This is a genomic window from Chryseobacterium oranimense, assembly GCF_900129755.1.
GTDB lineage: Bacteria > Bacteroidota > Bacteroidia > Flavobacteriales > Weeksellaceae > Chryseobacterium > Chryseobacterium oranimense.
The window spans coordinates 453,207-474,821 of sequence record NZ_FQWT01000002.1 but is presented as its reverse complement, the minus strand read 5'-3'; the positions used below and the strand labels follow the sequence as shown (position 1 = coordinate 474,821).

17 protein-coding genes are annotated in these 21,615 nt (G+C 39.1%); 5 read left to right on the top strand and 12 right to left on the bottom strand.

Features of this window, described 5'->3' with window-relative positions; genetic code table 11:
- Position 1: 1 nt before the first annotated feature.
- The 10 genes from BUB03_RS08645 to BUB03_RS08605 form a co-directional block, all read right to left on the bottom strand.
- Positions 2-433 (bottom strand): nucleoside deaminase, encoded by a 432-nt coding sequence (locus BUB03_RS08645; protein WP_073062028.1) that lies wholly within the window; start codon positions 431-433, stop codon positions 2-4.
- Between the two features lies 1 nt (position 434).
- Positions 435-953, bottom strand: coding sequence for an energy transducer TonB (locus BUB03_RS08640; RefSeq protein WP_073062728.1), 519 nt, complete (start codon positions 951-953; stop codon positions 435-437).
- A 164-nt stretch (positions 954-1,117) separates the two neighbouring features.
- Positions 1,118-2,038: a helix-turn-helix transcriptional regulator gene (locus BUB03_RS08635; RefSeq protein WP_040993314.1), complete on the bottom strand. Its 921-nt coding sequence runs from the start codon at positions 2,036-2,038 to the stop codon at positions 1,118-1,120.
- 237 nt (positions 2,039-2,275) lie between these two features.
- Entirely contained in the window at positions 2,276-4,189 is a 1,914-nt protein-coding gene (locus tag BUB03_RS08630) for a zinc metalloprotease (RefSeq protein WP_073062026.1), read from the bottom strand.
- Positions 4,190-4,250: 61 nt separating this feature from the next.
- Positions 4,251-7,967 (bottom strand): hypothetical protein, encoded by a 3,717-nt coding sequence (locus BUB03_RS21675; RefSeq protein WP_073062023.1) that lies wholly within the window; start codon positions 7,965-7,967, stop codon positions 4,251-4,253.
- Positions 7,968-7,991: 24 nt separating this feature from the next.
- Positions 7,992-10,175 (bottom strand): hypothetical protein, encoded by a 2,184-nt coding sequence (locus BUB03_RS08620; RefSeq protein WP_073062021.1) that lies wholly within the window; start codon positions 10,173-10,175, stop codon positions 7,992-7,994.
- Between the two features lie 20 nt (positions 10,176-10,195).
- Positions 10,196-10,837, bottom strand: a complete 642-nt coding sequence (locus BUB03_RS08615) for a leucine-rich repeat domain-containing protein (RefSeq protein ID WP_052352544.1) — start codon at positions 10,835-10,837, stop codon at positions 10,196-10,198.
- 296 nt (positions 10,838-11,133) lie between these two features.
- On the bottom strand, positions 11,134-11,304 hold the full coding sequence (locus BUB03_RS21850; protein WP_155859063.1) for a hypothetical protein: 171 nt from the start codon (positions 11,302-11,304) through the stop codon (positions 11,134-11,136).
- 231 nt (positions 11,305-11,535) lie between these two features.
- Positions 11,536-12,573, bottom strand: a complete 1,038-nt coding sequence (locus tag BUB03_RS08610) for a patatin-like phospholipase family protein (RefSeq protein ID WP_073062018.1) — start codon at positions 12,571-12,573, stop codon at positions 11,536-11,538.
- A gap of 189 nt (positions 12,574-12,762) precedes the next feature.
- On the bottom strand, positions 12,763-13,263 hold the full coding sequence (locus tag BUB03_RS08605; protein WP_048501346.1) for a M15 family metallopeptidase: 501 nt from the start codon (positions 13,261-13,263) through the stop codon (positions 12,763-12,765).
- Positions 13,264-13,574: 311 nt separating this feature from the next.
- Between BUB03_RS08605 and BUB03_RS08600 the strand changes: the two genes are divergently transcribed.
- The 5 genes from BUB03_RS08600 to BUB03_RS08580 all read left to right on the top strand — a co-directional run bounded on the left by BUB03_RS08600 (position 13,575) and on the right by BUB03_RS08580 (position 19,436).
- Positions 13,575-15,158, top strand: coding sequence for a Na+/H+ antiporter (locus tag BUB03_RS08600; RefSeq protein ID WP_073062015.1), 1,584 nt, complete (start codon positions 13,575-13,577; stop codon positions 15,156-15,158).
- 175 nt (positions 15,159-15,333) lie between these two features.
- Complete coding sequence (locus BUB03_RS08595; protein ID WP_073062012.1) at positions 15,334-16,605, top strand: Y-family DNA polymerase; 1,272 nt, start codon at positions 15,334-15,336, stop codon at positions 16,603-16,605.
- 227 nt (positions 16,606-16,832) lie between these two features.
- A complete protein-coding gene (locus BUB03_RS08590) occupies positions 16,833-17,693 on the top strand; it encodes a complement C1q domain-containing protein (RefSeq protein WP_073062009.1) in 861 nt (286 codons plus the stop codon).
- Between the two features lie 10 nt (positions 17,694-17,703).
- A complete protein-coding gene (locus tag BUB03_RS08585) occupies positions 17,704-18,516 on the top strand; it encodes a hypothetical protein (RefSeq protein WP_073062006.1) in 813 nt (270 codons plus the stop codon).
- An 11-nt stretch (positions 18,517-18,527) separates the two neighbouring features.
- Positions 18,528-19,436, top strand: a complete 909-nt coding sequence (locus BUB03_RS08580) for a hypothetical protein (protein WP_139258804.1) — start codon at positions 18,528-18,530, stop codon at positions 19,434-19,436.
- On the opposite strand, the gene BUB03_RS08575 is transcribed toward BUB03_RS08580, so the two are convergent.
- Complete coding sequence (locus BUB03_RS08575; RefSeq protein WP_073062000.1) at positions 19,437-20,987, bottom strand: tetratricopeptide repeat protein; 1,551 nt, start codon at positions 20,985-20,987, stop codon at positions 19,437-19,439. It lies immediately after the preceding gene.
- Between the two features lie 12 nt (positions 20,988-20,999).
- Positions 21,000-21,611, bottom strand: a complete 612-nt coding sequence (locus BUB03_RS08570) for a YdeI/OmpD-associated family protein (RefSeq protein WP_073061997.1) — start codon at positions 21,609-21,611, stop codon at positions 21,000-21,002.
- Positions 21,612-21,615 lie beyond the last annotated feature (4 nt).

The window sequence follows — 21,615 nt, the reverse complement described above, 5'->3', positions numbered from 1 at the left end:
GTTATCTTTTGCTTTTAAAGAATTCTTTAACAATAGATGAGCATTCATGTTCCATTACTCCTGTTACCAGTTCGGTTTTCGGATGTAAGGAAAGATGCTTGTTAATAAATCCTCTTTGCTCATCTCTCGCTCCAATCACCACTTTAGAGATTTGCGACCAGGAAAGGGCTCCTGAGCACATTACACAAGGCTCTATGGTTACATAAAGGGTGCAATTGATTAAGTATTTCCCCCCAAGGAAATTGGCAGCAGAGGTAATCGCCTGCATTTCTGCATGGGCGGTCACATCATTCAATGTTTCTGTGAGATTATGTGCCCTGGCAATAATGCGGTTATTGGAAACCACCACACACCCGATCGGGACCTCATCTTTTTCCAGGGCAGCTTCTGCTTCCTGGAGTGCCATTTTCATATAATATTCGTCTGTAAACATTTCAGTCTTCAATCGTTAAAGTTAGAGGAAGTCTCAGGTGATATCTTACCGGATCTCCTTTGACAATGGCCGGAGAAAATTTTTCTGAAACAGAATACAGTGCAATTTCAGCCTGCCTGTTGAAGGTAAAATTATCACCCTGCGCATGTACATTACTGATGCTGCCATCTCTTTCAACAATAAAAGTCACGTTAGTCTTTACCGTTTTTGTTTCAGTATAAACCCCGCCGGTATAAAAAAGATCGGCAACTTCCTGCCTCAAAATATTGAATCCTCCCGGATATTCTGCCGACTTTTCAATATCTGAAGTTTTAGATATGATATTATTTGTTTTGTTTTCGTTTTTTTTCAGGAATTGAAGGTCTTCTAGATTTCTTACTTTTAAAAGAGTTCCTATCATAGCTACATTTTCAATGCTGTCCATCTTCCTCATGAAGAGCATAAAATCGAGTTTTATATTGGCTTTTTTAAAAGAATCCGGTTCAGCATCAAATTTCTTTTTAAACTCTGTGTTCAGCATGTTTCTATGTTGGTTGTAATAGTTTTTAACCTGCCGGAACTCCTCTCTCTGCTGCGAAAAACAGAAAGTGAAAGTAAAACAGAATAGATAAAGAAATAAAGCTTTCAAAAGAGTTATATTTATGTAAATGTAATCAAAAATTATGAGCTTTTTATTCTTTGAGATCAGCTTTCTAAATACCGGTTCAGAGATTCCTGAAGATGGGTGCGGATATCATCAACTAAACATTTCGGTTCTAAAACGGTCACTTCTTTTCCGTAAGATAGAATTTCCTGCATAAAATCGTAAGTAGGATGGAGGAAGAACTCAAAATAGATCTCTTCCGGTGTTTCTTTGGTCTCTTTCTGAGACTGGTGTAATGGAAAGCTTCTGATATACTCTCCCTGATGCCTGCTGCATTTCATAATGATTTTCTGAGGGTTTTGCTCAGCAAGATTCATCACCCCGAAGGCATTTTTGAAATGTTCCCTGAAATTGTAATTATACTTTTCACGGAATTTGCTGTTGCTTACATCCAGATAATTGACCCTGTCCAAACCAAATGATTTTAAGGTTTTATCCTTGGTGTCGATGGCAATCAGGTACCATCTGTCTTTCGATTCTTTCAATGCCAGGGGGTGTACTTTTCGTGAGGTCATCACTTTATTTTTGTAGTTGTAGTGCTCAAAACTTACAACTCTCTTGTTACGGATGGCAAAGAACAGATCATAAAAGTGTTCTATGCCGGTAGGTTTTCTGCTTTCAAAAAAGATAAAATCTGAAAAATCCGGGTGAAGATTCAGGGCATTGCTTACCTGGAAGGATTCAAGCAATTTCTGGTTGTATTCATCCACTTCCATGATCGGACGGCTTTCAATATAATACCGGTTATCACCTTTTTTCTTGTTGTGAATGGAAAGGTTAAAAAGATCAGAAATCTCGCGGATATCCCTCTGCAAGGTACGGATAGAGTAGCTCTTAATCCCGGCATCCTGGAATTCGAAAGAGTTTAAAAGATAGTCCTCCAGCTGGGAATAGGTAGCCGGAGAACTTTCTAATCTTTTGATAATTAAGGCATACCTTGTCAAATAAAAATCTTTTTTCATTCGTCTGTATTTTTATGCAGCTTTTTACTGCGTTTCATGGTAAAATTTTATATGACAAATATATAGGCTTAATGCGACAAAACGTGTCGTGTTTTATTTTTTGTATTTAATTTTTGTAAGAAAAAACAGTAAGCCGAAGAAATTCTGTGGCTTACTGATTGCTGTTAAAATATTATCTTTTTATTATCTCAAAATAATAAAGGTTTGTCCGGTGTGAAAATATTTCACACTATTGACTTATTTGCTTTTCTTTTTTACAGGAGCTTTTGGAGCGATACTAAGCTTTTCGACATCCTGATAATTTTTCAGGTCATCCCTCATAATCTTTATCTGATTATGGAGAAAACGGATTCTGGTTGTTGAGTAATCCATAAGGTTTTGGGTTTTATACTGCTCAAACATCAGGTTATTATCATGAACCTGCTTGATAACAAGTTTCAGATATTCGTACTTCTGTTTTAAAAGAATAATATAATCTTTTTTCAAAAAATAACATTTAGGTTCCAAAGTAAAATATCCAGGAATGCTTTTAACGGTAATTTCCTCTTTAGGCTTTTTTTCTTCAGTAATGAGATCCTGACATTCCTTCATAATCTTATTACACAGCGCAATATACTCAGCTTTTGTATATTGGGGAGTGACTTTATAGGAATCCGGAAATGCCTTAAATTTCAGAATGACATCGTCTCGCAATTTTTTAGTATCATCGTGGTGTTTCTGCTGATATTTAATGAAGTTATCAATAGCTTTTGATAAGGTTGCTTTTTCAGCAGTGAAGCTGATGTCTGCAAAGTAATCTACGCTTGAACTTTCTACATCCTGCAGACGTTTCAGAACTCCGGGAATGTATTTACTATTAGTTTCCGGAAGACCGTTTCCGATAATCCGGGCTCTATCAATTTCATAACTGTCCTTTTCTAAAGTCAGATAAAACAAATGGGGAAGACCAAGCATATGACCTATTTCATGAGCGTATGTGCTGACGTGTTCAAGATTCGTAGAATAAACAAACAGCTTATAATGATTAAGCGGAGATGTGCGGCTAAACGCTCCTGTTGTTCCCGAAGATGGATATTCACTTAGTATGATAATACCGCCATTATAATCCAGTTTGTTTGTTTTAAGCTTTTTCAAATATTCTTTATAAACGATATTATCCAGATCGTTTGACTCATCCGGCCCACCTACATCCTTTTTATTTTCCGCAAGAATATCATCCGTCCCTTTTTTTCCAAAATATTTTTTATTTGTCCAGTCTGTTTTATCAAATGCGTAATAATAATCATCAATGGTAGCTGTTGCAAGACTGTCAAACATAGCTTGGTTGTCAATTTCCACTTCATAGCCAGCCTGATTTAAAGAGTTGGTATTGAGGTATTTCATGATGTCGGCTTTTACAAACTTCTGGAAAATATCCTTTGCTTTTGTAGCTGGTGAACTGTCTGATGAGACCAATGCAATAACTCTGAATTTTATTTTTTGGATTTTATTTTCCATCATTTTAAATCCTCCAACAGTAAATGGAACTGATCCCGGGCTTTCCTGGACAATATTGTATTCTTTTTCGGGACTTTCTTTAAGACATTTTACTTTTAAAGTAAGGATTTCTTTGTCGGCAGTTAAACTTTTTTCAGTTTTATTTCCGCTTTTGGTCCCACTAATAATTTCGAAATCATAAAATTCATCCCCCATAATACTTATGGCTTCTGATGTAATGGCAGCTGTGGTTGTAAGGTTTATTTCCAAAGAAAGTTCAATACTTTCACCCGGTTTAATAAGAATCCATGGTATGTCAACTTTCTTACCGGATTCTATAATTTTGTAATTTTCTTTTATGACGTCTTTTGCACCTGTGGGATCTGTGCCGGCTTCAACGATGTTTCCAAGATCTCTGGGGTTATTTATATTTGCCGGTTTCTTATAGAAATATTTTAAGTCTGAGAAACTTATATCCTGAATCTTTTGTATATCACCGCTTGATGGTTCTACATCAATCCAGTCAAAACCAAATTCACCGTTATAGGTACTTTTGGTTCTTACTTTAACATAATAATTAGCACTGGTAATGAATACTTTTTTCTTATTGGTTTTGTGAACATCAATATCGGCGATACCAATATCCACCGGATATCTTATATCTATATTTTTCATTTTAAAATTTTGTATTTGGGTTAAAAAAACGGCGGCGAAATTTCGCCGCCGTTAATGAAAATTATTTGCTGATAATATTGGTTGGTAAGGTTGTTGGTTCTGTACCAGCCTCAAGCGTTGCTTTGTCCATTAATTTGAATGAGCTTTCTGTTTCCAGTTCTCTCGGGTTTTCACAGTTTTTCGGATCATCTTCTTTGAAAATAGGAAGAGCATCTTCTACTTCCAGACCTACAGACTGAGCCTGCAGAATTGTTAAGGTAGTAGGAATTCTTGTGATCCAGTATTTACCCTGAGGTTCACCGGTTGGTTGTCTCAATTCATCTACGATAGACATGTATAAAGGATCTCCGATAACCGGTACTTCACCTCCGTTCCAGATTTTTCCTGTGCTCATGAAGAACTGTACAGCGTCTTCAAAACCGGGCTTCACAGTTACGATTACTCTTGCCATACCGGCCTGAAGGAAGTTTCTGAACAATGGATCCGTACTTTGTGTAAGGTACATTTCCTGCCATCTTTTTCTGTCTGCCCAATAGTAAGGATAGAAAGTATAATCCATGATGCTCCATTCGAATGCCTGTTCCATGAATTTTGCCAATGCGGTATACTGTTCAAGGTTTTCGCTGAGAATTACTTTAAAGTCGCTCATCTGGCTTCCTGAAGTAAAGGATTGTCCAAGCGTTGTAAGATAATCCTGAAGCAGGTAGGCAATACAATTGTGTTTTAGAATGACAGCTTCCATTTCACGGTAGAAGTTGCCCAGTTTATCTTTGTTTGCTTCTTCCTCTGCTTTCGCTTTCTCTTCCAGTTCCTTCTGCTTTTCCATAAAGATGGCATAAGCGTCTTCATAAGCTTTAATGATAGCTGTAAAGTTTTCCTGGATCCAGGATTTCATATACGCCTGGGAAAGTGTACAGGTAATCTCGAATGCAATATTTACGGAATCAATATTGAAACATTTGTAAACGAAATCATAAGATCCTGTCACATTCTGAGGGGTGAAATAAGCGGTAGCATCAATTGAAGTTCCACCGTTTGAGAAAGGAACCATTCCTCCGGCAAAGTTGCTGGTGTATAAAGTACTTGTCCCCCTTCTGTCTCTTTCGAAGCCATAGAACATTTTTACGCTGCTTGCTTCGTAGTTGACAGGAATATCAATGGTTCTGTGTCTGTATTCTTCGTTACCATCCACTTTTTCCCATTGTTTACCAAGGATAAGATTGATAGGGGATTTCGCAAGTTCGGTAAGTTTCACATTATAGATATTCGCCCAGTATTCAATCTGGTCTTTGGTGGCTACCTGAGCGCTGGCCATATTCCATGGTTTTTCTGCTTTTCTAGGGTCAATAGGAGCGGTCAGCGTATCTGTCCTGGAAACTGCGGTAGCAAGGGTGTGAAGTCTTGCCGGTTCAGGGATCATGAATTCAAACATCGTACGTTTACCGTAGTTGTAGATCTGGTTTTTCATTTTCTTATCTACCCATCTGTATACTCCGGTGATGTGCTGTGGAGTTTCCTGGCTGGCCTGGCCTCTGTTGTCGAATTCATGAACGTTGGTTTCCGTAAATTCTTTGATGATCTTCTGCACACGCTCTTTATTGATCTTCGTAAGAACACGCTCCATGGCACGTTCGGTGATCTCCTGAGATTTGGTTACAGCCTGTTTTGTACTGTCGTGCTGGGAAGTATTGTTGGCATAGCTTCCTCCGATCTCAAATTTGTATACTTTAGTGTCATAAGTGAATTTGGTGTTGGCAGTGATATTCTGTTCTCTTTCCAGTTCCTTGGCAACTTCACTCTGCATTTCATTTCTTTCAGTTTTTGTAGTATCTGAGATTTTTTCTGTTTCAATAGATTCTGAGGTAGTGTCTATAACTTCAGAATAATCCCTTGCCACGGAAGACTTGTGACGAAGTTCGCTGGCCATCACGTTTTCAATATTGGAGACTTCTCCAGGAACGTAAGCATGAACACTCTGTTCCACTTTAAGATAATCTGCAATACCTAATCTTTTAACACCGAAATGTTTTGGTATAAATGTTCCGGGTTGAGGATTTTCTCCGCCGGAACCTGTTTCATCCTTGATATCTTCCACATACAGGATATCAGTATATGCACTGTTCGGTTCTATTCCTGAAAGATCCAGTGAAGCCTCTTTACCGTTGTTGAAATAGATTTTGATTTTAACATTACGGATGTATTTGCTGAATTTGCCTACCATCACGGAAGCTAATGTCACTTTGTTATCTACCGGTTCAATATTCGTAAAGCTTTCTTCAAAATTTCCTACATCTGAAATAATTAAGAGCTTAGCGGAAGCCATACCCCAGGCCGAACTTTCTGCCTGATAGTAGAATGTAAGATAGGCGGCACTACCGGAATAAATACTTCCCTGCGGAGTTGCCTTTAAGTAATATGATCTTGGAGTTACTTTGGAGGCATATTGAGTGAAAGAATCTGTTACCGGAACCAAAATTCCTCCTAAACTTGCAAATTTCTGTTCCTGAACAGGAGTCTTCTGGAATAATGCCTGAGCTTTGGCAGAATGCTCTTCTTCAATTTTTTCAAATACTTCAGGATAAGTGTCGTATTCATCAGTGATGTATACAATAGCTTCTCCTAACTGTAATTCCTTGTCGGAAATAATTTTAATGCTGCTGAAATCAAAGCCGTCCTCCGGTTTTACGCTATTACTTGCAGTAAATTTGTCAACGAAGATTTTCAGTGAATCCAATGAAAGCAACGATGTAAAATCCTCGAAATTGATCTCCTTCTTGTAAGTGAAAACAAAAGGTGGAATATTGGGCTCTTCAAGACCTGCATACAAGGCATTGATTTCCGCTTCTGTCATTTCTTCTGTGATCTGGGATTGAATTTCTTTCAGACGCTCTCTGTATCTGTCAAGCTCAGGTCCGTTGGCGGCAAGATATTCCTTGTAAGCGGCATCGTAAGCTTTACTTCTGGCTTTCTGATAGATTTTCTGGACTTTTTCAAGCTCCACTTTAAGCGTATTTAAGCTGTCTTTTTCAAAATTAAGATTGGTCAGTTCAAGAATCTTCTCTCCTTCAGCCTTAAGCTGTTCTTTTGCAGGAACGGAAAGGGACGTACTTGTGGCATTGATTGCATCCTGCCCTCCAACAGCAGATTTAGCTACAGTGAACGGCTGTCCGGTTAGAGTTACTGAAGTTTCGCCTTCATATCCATCCCCGAAAAATTTCATAGGAAGAACTACTCTGGCTTCAAGGGCTTTGGCTTTTAAATCGTCGCCGTTGATTTTTATTAATTCAGGAGTTACAGGAAGATCACATACATATCCGAAATGAAGAGCTTTGAGGATATGAACCAAGGCTTCTTTAACATAGAAGTTTTTCTGTGTTACAGTCTGGTACATCAGATTATCCCATACCTGTCCCATTTTATCCTGGATGGCACTGCTGTTGTAAAGGTTTTTAGCTGTATTTTCATCAGCCGCGGAGATTGTTTCGTTTTTGGCGATTTTTCTTCCGATTTTAAGGGCTTCAGAAAGAGAGCTTTCTTCAATCTGAAGTTCAGTATCATATCCGGTAGTGGCAAATGACTTTGCGGCACGTTCCAATGCCTGGAATTTCATTAATGCCGTATCGCCGGGATTTACTGCTGTATCAAATGCGCTTGCCATATCGGCCGGCCTGTGGATGAAACCAAGATTCTGTTTTTTAGTCTCAGTTAATTGGGGGTTTCTTAAGCTTACAAATCTGAAAAGAGTTTGTGATGCGTTGTTTTTGTTGTTTGTTGCCATTTTAATATTTTGTTTTAATGATTTTTATTTTTTTGTGTATTCAAGGGTTAGGGTAAATGAATTAATGACAGAATAATCATAATCCGGTTGATCTAAGAATTCAATTGTAGCCTTGTCTCTTTCTACAGTGATGTAGATCTTTGATCGCCATTGGTTGCCTGCAAACGCAGTATCCAGGGCATACCATTCTGTAAACATTTCGTTGGAAATAATAGTTTCAAGGCCAGGGAATTCGGATCTGAGATCGATCTCTCCGGTTCTCGGAATCTGGTCTAAATACAGCGTTTTTTTGTAGACAGGCTTGCCATTGATCCAGGTTCCGCCGGTTAATTCTTCATCACGGGTATAAGAATGCTGTTTGTCTGCATACTGTTTCTGGATGTAATCATTTTTTTGAGCATTGTTTCCAAAATAAGTGTTAGAGCTTAGGCCCCTTGGGTTGGCTGCCTGGTGCTCAACCAAAACTGGTTCATCATCCAGATTACTAACAATAATTCCCTTTGCTTGTGAAGATGAAGAATAATACCTAAGAGAGGCTCCACTATCATTTAAAGTCATTCTTGCACCAAAAGCCTCTGCCAAAACGCCATCTTTTTTGCTTACATCTATTTTTGACGTCTGAGCATAATTGAGGTCGCTTGAAGTAATTACAACTCCATTTGGGAAAAAGCCTACCTGGTTTTGAACTTCGTCTATAGCATTCGTTTTATACAAAAGAGTTTCATATTCTGGCCCGTCGCCACTCTCAAACTGAATATGTCCTGAAACAGGCTTATTTATCTCTGTTCCTGAAATAGGCAGGTAATTCTGAAAGTCAGAAAGGTTTTTATAACCAATAGTATTATTGGAGTTCATTACTGCTACCCTTGAATAAGTATTGTCGGCCAGAGGTGTTCTTCTTGCGGTAACTACAGCATCAAAACTCAATGTTCTTGCAGCAAAATCACCATGTATAAAAGGCGTTATGAAATCATGCCTTTGAGGTGTTGTATAAGAATCAATAACTAGCTTATTTGATGTTGAACCTCCTAACGGGGCATTACAGCCAATCACTACATTATTATCACCCCAAACACCCATAGCATGAGTGGTAGATGCAGCGTTATAGCCTATAAATGTATTATAACCCCATGCTCCGGAACCAGTTACTTTTCCATGATTCGTTCCGGAGAAAGCGCCTATGAAAGTGTTCTGAGTTCCGTTTGTTAAAGCGTAGGCGGCTCCGATACCCAAAGCGGTATTATTGGTTCCCGTTACATTTTTATTTCCTGCCTCATCTCCGATATAGGTGTTTCCTGTTCCTGTTGTTGTTTCGATTCCGGCCTGAGTTCCATAAAAAGCGTTGAAATTCCCGGTGGTTAGTTTGGCTCCGCTTGAAATACCGGTGGCTGTATTCCATCTTCCTGTAGTTACTTCAGTTAAAGCATAAGAACCAAGTGCCACGTTGTTTGAACCGGTGGTTAATTTTGATAGCGTATTATAACCAATTCCTAAACCATAAACTCCTGTATGGGCCGTATTTATATTCCCCCAATAATGCGAATAGGTATTTTTATTGAAACCCAATTCTCCTGCTCTTCCCTGATCGATATTAAATACGATTGGTTTCGTAGATGAATTATCTCTGTCTATTACAGATTGTAATGTATCATTTCCGGCAAAAACGGGCTTGTCACTAAGGTCGTTGTAGCTGCCTGAAATACCTACTTTATGTATTTTTACTTTTTCGACACCTTCCTGAACTAGGGAAACGCTTCCATCAACATTTGTGGTTGGAATAATACTAAATTCAGAAAGATTGATTGCAAATGAAGACCCGTCACTCTGGGTAATCGTAATGATATTTTGCGAAGCATCATATACGGCATCCCGGATGCTTATATCATTGGTTACTAATCCGCTTAGATCAACATTTTTACTTTGCTGAACGCCATTTTCTCCGGTATAAAATATGGTCAGAATGTTTCCATTCAGTTGTGGATTCTGAATTGAGGTTTGCGTTTCAATTTTATCTTTCCAAAGCTGGGCGTTTTGCGGGCTTATATTGGATGCATTGGCATCTGCTTTTTGGGAGAAATCATAATTTAATTTTTCTGAAGGGATTTTCTCATCCTTGTGCCAGTAAGAATCCTGCCACTCCCAGAACTGTTCCTGATTAGGAATGTCTCCGTTCTCAAAAAATTGTTTTAGTTCTTGTTTTGTTTTCATTGTTGCTGTATTTGATTTATTTACATATCAGAGATTAAAGTTCCGCCGATCACCTTTGTTTTAGAATCAAATGCGTCGGAATAATACTGGGTGGCTTTGTCCAATATGACGGTAGATAGATTCGGATTGTAGTTAAAAGCTTGCGGACGGATTATTGAGACACTGGCCGGAATGAATAAGGAGGTAAGTTTGTTGTCAGCAAAAGCACTTTCCTTAATTTCTCTGACGTTTGGAGGAATAGCCAATGATGTAAGCTGATTGGATATAAAAGCCCGCTCGCCAATAGAGGTAAGTTGCTCAGGAAGTGTCAGTGATTTTATCGGATTGGTATTGAAAGCATCAGTCCCGATTGTGAGAAGACTGTCAGGAAGAGTCAGTTCCGATACTCCCATTGCAACGGCAAACCGGTCAGGTATATACAAGGTTCCCGGCTTAATAAACATCCTTCTGACTTGTAAATGGGCGAAAGAAGCATTTCCTGATTCATCTATCTCTGCATAATAATCATTCAGGCGGGGAAGACCATTTTCCAGGCCTGCAATTTTAGCCATGTCTATTTTCTCGTCCTTGTGCCAGTAGGAATCCTGCCATTCCCAGAAATGTTCCTGGTTTGGCCTGTCTCCGTTCTCGAATTTAAGCCTTAATTCTTGTTTTGTTTTCATAATAAAATTGTGTGATTTTGTTAGGTTAATTAATAGGTTGTGTTTGAAAGAGCCTGTTTTAAGAGCTCTTAAGGTTCTTGTTTTTAAAGTGGAACTGATGCCCCTTTGTGCGTTAGATGTTGCGATTCATTTTCATTGTTTTAGTTGATTTTCAGACATAGTTCTGGCTGTCTGGCATTTTGTGAATGATGGCTTCAAAGGTGTTTTGAATAATTATTGGGAGTTGTCGGGTGTCTTGATTTGGTGTTTCAAAGATAATTCCGGACAGCGTCAGAACTCGTCGTGTTAAAATTTATTTAGTATATATTTTCTTCCGAAATTTCGGTTTCGAAATCTTCCCGGAAAAAATTTTCAATGTCATTGAGATAGTTTTCATAGTCCATCTCAGCATTTTCGATATCGCTCCATTCAATAGTATAGAGATCTTCATCGAAAAGTATATCTGGATTTTGGTTTGGTGCTTCCATGGGTTGTGTTTTAAAGTTGAGGTTATATTTTAAACATATTTCTGGCTGTCCAGCATTGATAAATGTTGAATTCAAAGGCTTTCTAAAATTTTTATGATTGTTTTTTGTGTCTTTGTTTATACTCCAAAAGTAGCAGGAGAAGACGACAAAACTTGACGTGTTTTAAAAACTTTTACATTTTTTAAACTATTAGCGATTTAGCTTATATGGGTCCTTTATAAGGTAAAAAGCTTATATTTTATTTTTAATCAGTTTCTGCACAATCTGATTCAGAATTTCCCGGTTATCATCAATATAACTCAGTCCTGCCTGAATTAAATTTTCAATATTTGATCTTCTTACATTATCCATGCTTGGAGATGCATTTTTTAAAGAGGGATTCAAACGGTAATAATTCTTTTGGTTCCGCTGGCCTAGCGTCTGAAACATCTGGCACAGCTGGTAATCCACAGTTTCTGCATTGGCAGACATCAATATATCAATAATCGGGTTTACCCAACCTATTTTTCCTGATTTTTGAAGCTTTCTGAAAGAATAAGGCCTGGACTCAATTCCTGTTCCGATAGAAACGATGATCATATCGTTCACACCCGGATGATTAGCTTTCTGATGGTTTTTTAGTACCTCTGCAAAAGGAATTTTCCGGGCTTCCGCATACGCACATAAAGCAGGATTATTGGCAAACATACCTCCGTCGATAAGGCTGAAGATCTGTCCATACATGGATTTGATTTGTACAGGACTAAAATAAGTAGGAGCAGCTGAGGTTGCCCTACAGATATCTTTTACGTAAAAGTTATCTGTGCTCAGATTGGCTTCCCAAGAATTGAAAATCTTTGCTCTTCTGTTTTCAATATCATAACTGGTTATTAAACATGGTTTTATAAATTCTTTAAGTTCTAGATTTCCAAAAAAGTCATTCAAGTTTTTTTCAAGCGCTTCCTGGGAAATTTTTTCATTAAGCAAGCCAAACGGGTTGACCAGCTTTTCCCAAAAAGAAACCTGAAATATGTCGCCTCCCTTTTCAGCGTATAATTCCAATCCCTTCTGGATAGAATATTTCGCTTTCCGGTGTTCATCGGGACATAGAATAATAGAAGCAATCAGTCCGCCTGTACTGCTTCCTGCAACCAGATCAAAATAATCGCCGAGTTTTGCCCCCGGATTATCATGATACTGAAGCTGCTCTTCTATGTAGCGGAGAATAATGCAGGTGATAATACCCCTTATTCCGCCCCCGTCCAAAGAAAGAATGGTTGTCTTTTTCATGTGATGCTGTATTGGTTTTAAAGAAAAAACTAACGTCCTGAGACAACTAAAACCAACTTTCTGCCTTTAAGGGCGGATGCTGGTTTTAGTGTTGAGAGCTCAATTAACTAACATTTTCTTATAAAACAAAGGTAGGCCGGGGAAGCGACAGAACTTGTCGTATTATAATTATTTTCAAATAAAAGGGAATTAAAATAGAATATAATTTTGCTTATCTCTTGGTAACTTGGATAATGTTCTCCAATTTGTTTTTACCAGTCCTTTTTTAGTCTGGATATTCTTTTTTTCGAAGTGGGGAAGGTCTTTAAAGGTCTTCCAGTTTCCGCCCCAGTCCCAGCCATGTCTTGCGAAAATTTTTACACATTCGTACCAGTCGGCTACCTGATCATTATCCCAGTCTTTGGCTGTGTCCCAGCTTGCTACCTTTCCGTCGATCATCAGACAGATATCAACGGCAAGTCCGTAATTATGAATGCTTTGGCCGGCTTTGGCATTGGTCACTTTCTTTCCGGAAGTAATCCTTCCGATGGCATATAATTTCTCCTGCTCCTCGAAAGATCTCAGGCCTTGCGTAATTCTTACTTTGGCTCTTCCGGTAAGGGCTTCATCGCATTCTTTGATAATTTGCTTTACTTCATCTCTTACAGAAGGATGCAGTTTATTTATTCTTTCTGACGTTACTTTATCCATGATTCATTATTTTTATTATGAAGCAAAAGTATAGGTTAAGGACGACGGAACTTGACGTGTTTATTAAAAAATATGCAATAAAAAAATATATTTTAAAGATAGAAATTTTTGTGCCGTATTACCTCTTGATAATGAGTGCTGTTTCAAAAAATTGTAGACATAAAATTAATAGTCACAATGTTTTTTATATCCCGGTAAAGTTAAGTTCAAATACGATCATAAAAAATTAATAAAATAAAAGCAGATTGACTGTATATTTGTATAAAGCAACTCATAAAATTAATGAGCTGCCATAAAAAACACAATATTTCATGCATACTTTATTACCCTTTTTTCTGGCAATGATTGCCGCTATTGTCCTGCTCAATATGTGGGCAACCAAACTGAAGATTGCCTATCCCATTCTCCTGGTTGTATTCGGGCTTTTGGTAAGCCTTGTTCCCGGCCTTCCGGTTGTAAAAGTAGATCCTGACCTTATTTTCTTTATATTTTTGCCACCTTTACTCTTTGAAGCCTCCTGGGCAATTTCCTTTAAAGAAATGAAAAGATGGTGGCGGATTATCGGTAGTTTTGCATTTCTGGTTGTATTTTTTACAGCTCTTTCCGTGGCTGTAGCGGCCAATTACTTCATTCCCGGATTTACAATTGCACTTGGATTTTTGCTCGGAGGAATTGTTTCCCCACCGGATGCTGTAAGTACCGGAGCCATTATGAAATTTGTAAAAATTCCTAAAACCACGTCAGCAATTTTAGAAGGGGAAAGCTTGCTGAATGACGCTTCTTCTCTTATTATTTTTCGTTTTGCGCTCATCGCTGTGGGTACCGGACAGTTTGTATGGCAGGAAGCTTCCCTTAGCTTTTTATGGATGGTCATTGGAGGTGCCGGATTAGGTCTGCTGCTGGGATGGATCTTTGTACAGGTACACAAACGGCTGCCTACAGATGCGTCCTCAGACATTGCATTGACCTTTATAGAACCTTATCTTATGTACTGGATTGCAGAGCAGCTTCACAGCTCGGGTGTGCTTGCCGTAGTGGCGGGAGGTCTGTATATGTCTACAAGACGTTTGGTATTTTTGAATAGTGCAAGCAGAATAAAAGGTTATAGCGTATGGGAAAGCGTTGTATTCATATTAAATGGTATCGTTTTCTTGCTCATCGGTCTTGAGCTTCCTGAAATTGTAGGAGGATTGCGCGCTGAAGGAATTCCTTTGGGGACCGCTATTCAATATGGATTGCTGGTAACGTTTGTTCTTATTTTAGCCAGAATAATCAGTTCTTATGCTGCTATGCTGGCTACAATGATCTTCCGGCCAAGTGTTGCTCCACGGGCATCTACCAGAAGAAGGACTCTCCTGATGCCTCTTTTCCTTGGATGGACGGGAATGCGCGGCGTGGTATCGCTGGCTGCTGCCTTAGCAATTCCCGTAACCCTTGACAACGGAATTCCTTTTCCTAACAGGAACCTTATATTATTCATCACATTTGTTGTAATCCTGCTTACTTTATTGGTCCAGGGGCTTACGTTGCCCTATTTCATCAATAAAGTCAATGCTTTCCGGGATTTTATGAACGAAGAAGAGGAAGAAAAAACAAGGCAGAAAATAAAACGCGAGCTGAGACAGCATATTTACCATTTCCTGAAAACAAAACACGAAAACGAGCTGCAGGGACATGCAGGAATAGAAAGGATGCTGATTCATTGGGAAGAAAAAAACAAAGCCAATGACGAAGGCTGGATGAATGAAAAAAACAAGGCTATTTTTGTTGAAATGCTCGAAAGCCAGAGGCAGTATCTTTCAGAACTTAATAAAGACGTATCCATTAATGAGGAGGTGATTCGCCAGCACTTGTACCAGATTGATCTGGAGGAAGAACGGTTGAAAATGATTTAGAAAAGAGAAATTCAGGGCAGGCAAATTACAGCGCTAATACGACAAAACGTGACGTGTTTTAAATAAATTAACTCTATCATATTCAGTATGTTAAATGTGATGTTAATTTTTAAATAAAACCGGATAATTATCTTTAAAATTGATAGTTTTGTATTAAAATTATCATCTTTTTGTCATGTATGCTTTAGTAGACTGCAATAACTTTTTTGTTTCCTGCGAGAGAACTCTGGATCCGTCTCTTGAGGGGAAACCTGTTGTAGTACTTTCCAATAACGACGGATGTGTGGTGTCCAGAAGTAAAGAAGCTAAAGATCTCGGCATTCCTATGGCAGCTCCTGCCTTCAAATATAAAGAACTTTTCAAGCAGCATGACGTAAAAAGTTTCTCTGCAAAATTTGAACTCTACAATTACAAAAGCCAGCGTGTGATTGATATTTCAAGATCATATGTGGTGGATTATGAGGTATATAGCATAGATGAGCTGTTTCTGGACCTTTCAGGCTTCAAGTATGTAGACATTCATGATTACTGTCTTAAAATTAAGGATGACATCAAAAATCAGGAAAATATTCCCGTAAGTATAGGAATTGCCCCTACCAAAACGCTTTGTAAAGTGGCCAACAGGATTGTAAAAGAATTTCCTGACCAGTTTGGCGGAGTTTATATCCTCAATACCCCTGAAAAAATTGAAAAAGCCTTAAAATGGCTCAATATAGGCGACGTCTGGGGAATAGGACGGAAGCTTGCTTCTAAAATGCACGACAGCGGAGTCTATAAAGCCTGGGACCTTCTTCAGAAGCCGGAAATGTGGGTCCGGAAAATAATGGGAATTCACGGGGTGAGAATGATCAATGAGCTGAAAGGAATCCGCCAGCTGGAATTAGACTCGCCATCGCCCAAAAAATCTATTGCCGTAACCAGAAGCTTTATGGAAATGCTTACCCGGAAAGAAGAGGTAAGGGAACGGGTGGAAACCTTTGGAATGTACTGCTCCGAAAGGCTCCGCAAGCAGAATACATGCTGCAGGATGGTCACCGTTTTCATTCAGACCAACCGTTTCAGGAAAGATCTGCCTGAATATAGAAATGCAGTCACAAGGATCCTTTCCAACCCTACCAATTCCTCTATTTTGATAGGCAGGGTAGTAAATGAACTTTTTGAAACCATTTACAAAGATGGTTTCCACTATAAAAAAGCTGGAGTCATTGTTAATGATTTCGTTCCCGAAAACGAAAGGCTCATCAGTCTTTTTGAGGAAGATTCTCAAAATCATCATCTTCCGGTTATGAAAGCCATGGATGCCATGAACAAAAAATTTGGGAAAGATAAAGTACGCCTTGGAAGTATGAGCGGGGAAAACACATTCGGGCGGGCCCAGCTTTCCCCGGAATACGAAGCTTTCTTAAAAAACAATACCCTTCCCGAAGCTAATTTCAGATTTCATTAGTGTTTAAAATTTTCTGATTAATGTGTTTTTTAATTAAAAAAATGCATGTTTTATTGAAACTTGTGGTGGTAAATTATTAAAATTCCGAATTTTGATATTGTTTTTATTGTTGTAAATAATACGTTTCCAGCTAATTACGTTTTGTTTGCCTTTTTGTGTATTGTACGGATGATCTGCTTCAATTTATCTTTGCTGAAGAATTTTACATTCTAAAAACCACAAACTACATGAAAAAAATAAACACATTGATGAAAGGTGTAGTGGCTGGAGGATGTTTTTTGGTGAACATCGTTAATGCGCAAGTTGGCATTAATACATCAAATCCTCAAGCCCTCCTGCACGCTGATGGAGGCAAAGATAATCCTGTTTCGGGAGCGCCAACAGCTGCTCAGGCTGCTAATGATGTTGTATTCACGTCTAATGGTGAAATAGGAGTTGGAACTCTTACGCCTGCTGTAAAAATAGACGTCCGGTCTGCCAATAACTCAGATAATTCTATAGGAATAGGAGAAACCACCCAGGCAGCACCTGTGGCAGGATCCGGAGCGATGAGGTACAATCCGCTGAATGGTGGTAAAATGCAGTATTCGGATGGGGTTGTATGGCAGGATCTGATTTCTTCACCTACCAAAGCTGTTGTAGTAGCTAATCTTCAGGCTGCCAATTTCGCTGTTAAAGTTCCGTATCAAACCTCTACCGGAATCTCCGGATGGACAGAAGTCTCTGATCCTACTTCCAATTTTACACCGGCAACGGGAATCTTCACAGCGCCCAGAACCGGCGTCTATTTAATCTCCTTTACCTATGATTTTGTAAGAATTCCTATTGTTTCAGGCTATTTTTCCGAAGCCAGGTACGTTGTGAACGGAAGCACTGTCGTTAAAAAATGCGTAAAATCTTTTTCGAACACCTCAAAGCAGGCCCAGGTTGCCGGCTCATGCGTTGCCGGAGTTCAGCTTAATAAAGGAGATACTTTCCAGCCGCACCTTTACCAGTCGGTATACAACGGAAGTTTAAGTCTGCGGACCGATACTACCCCGGCCAGTAATGAGTATGGCTTTGTAAATCTTTCCATAGTAGAACAATAACACACTTGATATGAAAAAAAGATTGGCAATTGCTTTGATGTTGGGCGGAAGTCTGTTTATTAAGGCACAAATAGGAATCAATATGTCTGCTCCTGAGGCAGTTCTTCATGTGGACGGGCAGAAAAATACTGTTTCGGCAACACCGGCGAGCTACTATGATGATGTAGTGATTACCTCTTCGGGAAATATGGGAGCCGGAACAAAATCACCCAAAACAAGACTGGATCTACGCTCCAATGAGCATCTGAATGCTTTAGGTATTGGCGGAACCTCACAAACGGCTTCTGCAGCAAAAGCAGGGGCGATGAGGTACAATTCGGGAACTCAGGACCTGAGCTATTCCGATGGATCTTCATGGATTACATTGGCCCATAAAGCACCGAATGATTTTGTGGATGCAGAAAATTCTTCGGCACAGAGTTTTACAAGTGGAACCCAGACGGCTCTTACAAACTGGACGAAAAAAACAGATGTTAACGGAAATTTTAATGCCGGAACAGGAGTTTTTGTTGCCTCCAAAACAGGGATATATATTGTTGCTTTCACATTTTCACTGGCTTCAGGAACTATTGCCAATGATTCACGCTATGAAACTTTGATTCAGACTAATTCGGCCTCTTCAGCAACGAATAAGGTCTTTAAATGTGTGGGAAGCTATCCGGGAACAAATTCACTGTCCAACCGCGTGGCAGGAGGCTGTTCAGGAATCTTCAACCTTAATCAGGGGGATAATATCACGGTAAGTCTGAACCAGGCTTTAGGAACTGCAAAAACCCTGGATACCGATGGTTCACTGACTTCTCTAAGTATTTTCGGATTATAAAAACAGGAATGATGAAAAAAAGATATTTATTAATAATTTTAGTACTGAGCTTTAATTTTACCTTTTCACAGGTCGGAATCGATACCCAAAATCCAAGAGGTATTCTCCATACTGATGGGCAGAAAGATAATCCTGTGTCAGGAACTTCATTTACCCCCGCTCAGCAAAGTAATGATGTTTTAATTACCAGTGAAGGAAGAATAGGAGCAGGAACACACAATCCCGCAGTGAAAGTGGATGCCAGGAATTCAGGAAACGGGGCAATTGGCTTTGGAACCTCTGCACTTACAGCAGCGGCAGCAGATGAGGGAGCGGTGCGGTACAATTCCGGAATGGAATATTCCAATGGAAATCAGTGGCTTCCTCTGCTTACTGCACAGCCGGCCGTCAGTAAGGTGATCGTTATTGCGGCCAAAACAGACAATACGGTAAAACTGGTTACCCCTGCTGCAGCTACCACCACAGGACTACAGAACCGGGCAAGTAATTACCTGGTAGGCTGGACGAAAGCTTTCGAGAGTAATTCCGGAACCAGCTTCAACGCTTCAACGGGAGTTTTCACAGCTCCACGGAATGGAGTTTATGTAGCTACTTTTACTACAGACCTGGCTCCGCTGGCAATTAATTATACAACAGACCCTTTGAACCCGATCCAGATAGAAGCCATCTGGCAGCTATACGATAATACAACGGGGCTGCTTTCCACAAATATTGTAAACACCATAAAATGTGTCAATACCATGTCTTCAAACAGCAACGGGAATATTGATGCAGGGAGCAACTGTACGGCTTCATTTTATATGACCACGGGACAACGTCTGATGCCTTATATCTGGTTTAATCTGAACGGATCAGCTACAGCAGGTTTTTCACTGAATAATACAGGAGGATATAATAACCTGACCATAGCGGAACAGTAATCAGGAAATTCCTTCAAGAGCTTTGATAAAGGCGGAAGGATGCATCCCGGTAATTTTTTTGAATTCAAGTGAGAAAGCGCTGTGGGAAGAATATCCGGTAATCTCAGCGAGGTGGTTGATCTTATATTTGCGGAACTGAGGCTCGTTCTTTAATTGTTCAATTACATAATTGATCCTCAGGTGATTGATGTATTGGTTGAAATTGAAATTTTTATGTTTTTTAATAACTGCAGATAAATACTTTGTGTTCACGTTCAGTGCATTAGATAAATTATAACGTGAAATATTTTTTTTGTTGAAGTCAGAGTTCTCTTCAAAGGCTTTTAATCCTGCCAGAATATGTTCTTCTGTTTCGGGGGAAATTTTAATGTCGGCTGTAATACTGTTTCCGGAATGATCTTCGGTTTCCTGAAGGTCTTCCTCATAAGCAACAGGAGTAATGCCCTGCTGATAAATTTGTGCAACAGATCTTTTGTGTTTTTTTCTAAGGCTGAACATATTAAAAATAACTGCTCCCAAAACGATAATAAGAATGATGCAGGCGATAATCAGACCTTTGGAGAGGCTGTGGCTTTTAACCAGCTGCCGGTCGAAATTTTCTTCCTTATGGCTGAGGGTTGCATTCACAGCCATTTTCTGATTGTAAGCAACGCTGTCTTTCAGTTCAAGGTTCTTCAATTTATATTTCTGGACATTCTGAAGGTCATTCAGTTTGGTGTAGGCCTCTTCCAGGTTTTTTGTAATTTCTATTTTCTTTTCGTTAAAGCCATACCGGCTGGCAATTTTTAAAGCTTTCTGATAATACAAAACAGCGCTGTCCTGCTTATTCTGCTGGGCAAATGAAAACCCGATATCATGAAGGATATTGGATTTAAGATAATAATTATCGTTCCCAACCAGGGCAAAAGCCTTCACAAAAAAAGACTTGGCTTCATCAAATTTTTTGATTTCCGATAAATTGTACCCCAGATTGGTGTAAGCAGAAACCAGAAGTTCGTTCCTTCTCGGAATATTTCTGATCTGTTGAAATTCCCGGACTGCATTTTTAGAGTAAAATTCTTTCTTCTGATATTCATTCTGATTTAGAAGAATGAGAAAAGAATTATAGATCATTCCTTTCAGTTCGTGCCCTTCATCGGTGTTTTCATTTTTTATTTCAGAGAGGCCTTTATTCAGGCTTTGGGAAGCTTCTTTCAGCAGTCCCAGCTTTGCATACTGTGTTCCCAGCATTCTGTAGGCGAGTGCTTTTCCGGGAGCGTAATTATTCTCAGTAGAAATTTTTAATGCCTTTTCTGCGAAATCAAGAGCCCCTTTTGCATCCGATCTTAAATAGCTGTTGTAGGATTTCAGATAGTAAGCTTTTGCAATATAGTTAGAGACATTTTTCTTCTGCGCAGAGTCTATAATAGCATTCAGGACAATTTCAGAGCTGTCCGGATTTTTGGAGGTGAGTGACCGGGCATATTGGTATTGGTCCTCAAAATCAAATTTTTGAGAAAATAATGAGCCTGAAAGAATAAGGAAGAGAAAGAATATAATTTTTTTCTCCATTTGTGTTTGTGTTTACTTTTTTTCGTATTTCCAGTTTCTGGATTTTCCTTCGGCTAACCATTCCAAAGATTGTTCCATTCTTTTATTTCTGGTCGTTTCCGTTTTGGCTTCCGTGATCCAGTTAATGTATTCTTTTCTGAAAGAAGGTGAGCCTTTTTCAAAAACGGCTAAGGCATCTTTATTTTTTTTCAGGGCTTCCTGAAAGTAATCAGGAACTTCGGTCTCCACCTTAGATGGGGCTGCCTTTTTTACCGTAACTCCCATATCTGTAAGCTCCATCGCTTCAGCAATTGCTTTTTTTAGCAAGGCTTTGGAGGGGAGATCTTTAATTTTTGTGATTTTTCCCAGGCTGAACATGGAATTTTTTTCAATATCCCTGGTGATCTCATTCATTGTTTTCATTTCTTTTTCCAGCCAGAACCCGAAAGTACAGTGCTGTTTAAAGGAAGCCATTGCGCATAGAATTTTTCCTTTATAGACAAAATTGGGAAAGCTCCATTTCATAGCTTCTTCTGCATCTGGACAGAATTCATGAACGGTTTCCCGGATATACTGCAAAACAGGTTTTGCGAAATCCTGTGATTTCTCGATGTAAGCATCTATTTTAGGGCTGTATTTTTCCATGGTT

What these genes read in the sequence shown, in the direction of transcription:
- BUB03_RS08640 (WP_073062728.1), bottom strand. Translation starts at nt 953, where the DNA reads ATGCTGAACACAGAGTTTAAAAAGAAATTTGATGCTGAACCGGATTCT.
- BUB03_RS08635 (WP_040993314.1), bottom strand. Translation starts at nt 2,038, where the DNA reads ATGAAAAAAGATTTTTATTTGACAAGGTATGCCTTAATTATCAAAAGA.
- BUB03_RS08615 (WP_052352544.1), bottom strand. Translation starts at nt 10,837, where the DNA reads ATGAAAACAAAACAAGAATTAAGGCTTAAATTCGAGAACGGAGACAGG.
- BUB03_RS08585 (WP_073062006.1), top strand. Translation starts at nt 17,704, where the DNA reads ATGAAAAAAAGATTGGCAATTGCTTTGATGTTGGGCGGAAGTCTGTTT.
- BUB03_RS08610 (WP_073062018.1), bottom strand. Translation starts at nt 12,573, where the DNA reads ATGAAAAAGACAACCATTCTTTCTTTGGACGGGGGCGGAATAAGGGGT.
- BUB03_RS08605 (WP_048501346.1), bottom strand. Translation starts at nt 13,263, where the DNA reads ATGGATAAAGTAACGTCAGAAAGAATAAATAAACTGCATCCTTCTGTA.
- BUB03_RS08570 (WP_073061997.1), bottom strand. Translation starts at nt 21,611, where the DNA reads ATGGAAAAATACAGCCCTAAAATAGATGCTTACATCGAGAAATCACAG.
- BUB03_RS08590 (WP_073062009.1), top strand. Translation starts at nt 16,833, where the DNA reads ATGAAAAAAATAAACACATTGATGAAAGGTGTAGTGGCTGGAGGATGT.
- BUB03_RS08580 (WP_139258804.1), top strand. Translation starts at nt 18,528, where the DNA reads ATGAAAAAAAGATATTTATTAATAATTTTAGTACTGAGCTTTAATTTT.
- BUB03_RS08620 (WP_073062021.1), bottom strand. Translation starts at nt 10,175, where the DNA reads ATGAAAACAAAACAAGAACTAAAACAATTTTTTGAGAACGGAGACATT.
- BUB03_RS08595 (WP_073062012.1), top strand. Translation starts at nt 15,334, where the DNA reads ATGTATGCTTTAGTAGACTGCAATAACTTTTTTGTTTCCTGCGAGAGA.
- BUB03_RS21850 (WP_155859063.1), bottom strand. Translation starts at nt 11,304, where the DNA reads ATGGAAGCACCAAACCAAAATCCAGATATACTTTTCGATGAAGATCTC.
- BUB03_RS08575 (WP_073062000.1), bottom strand. Translation starts at nt 20,987, where the DNA reads ATGGAGAAAAAAATTATATTCTTTCTCTTCCTTATTCTTTCAGGCTCA.
- BUB03_RS21675 (WP_073062023.1), bottom strand. Translation starts at nt 7,967, where the DNA reads ATGGCAACAAACAACAAAAACAACGCATCACAAACTCTTTTCAGATTT.
- BUB03_RS08645 (WP_073062028.1), bottom strand. Translation starts at nt 433, where the DNA reads ATGTTTACAGACGAATATTATATGAAAATGGCACTCCAGGAAGCAGAA.
- BUB03_RS08600 (WP_073062015.1), top strand. Translation starts at nt 13,575, where the DNA reads ATGCATACTTTATTACCCTTTTTTCTGGCAATGATTGCCGCTATTGTC.
- BUB03_RS08630 (WP_073062026.1), bottom strand. Translation starts at nt 4,189, where the DNA reads ATGAAAAATATAGATATAAGATATCCGGTGGATATTGGTATCGCCGAT.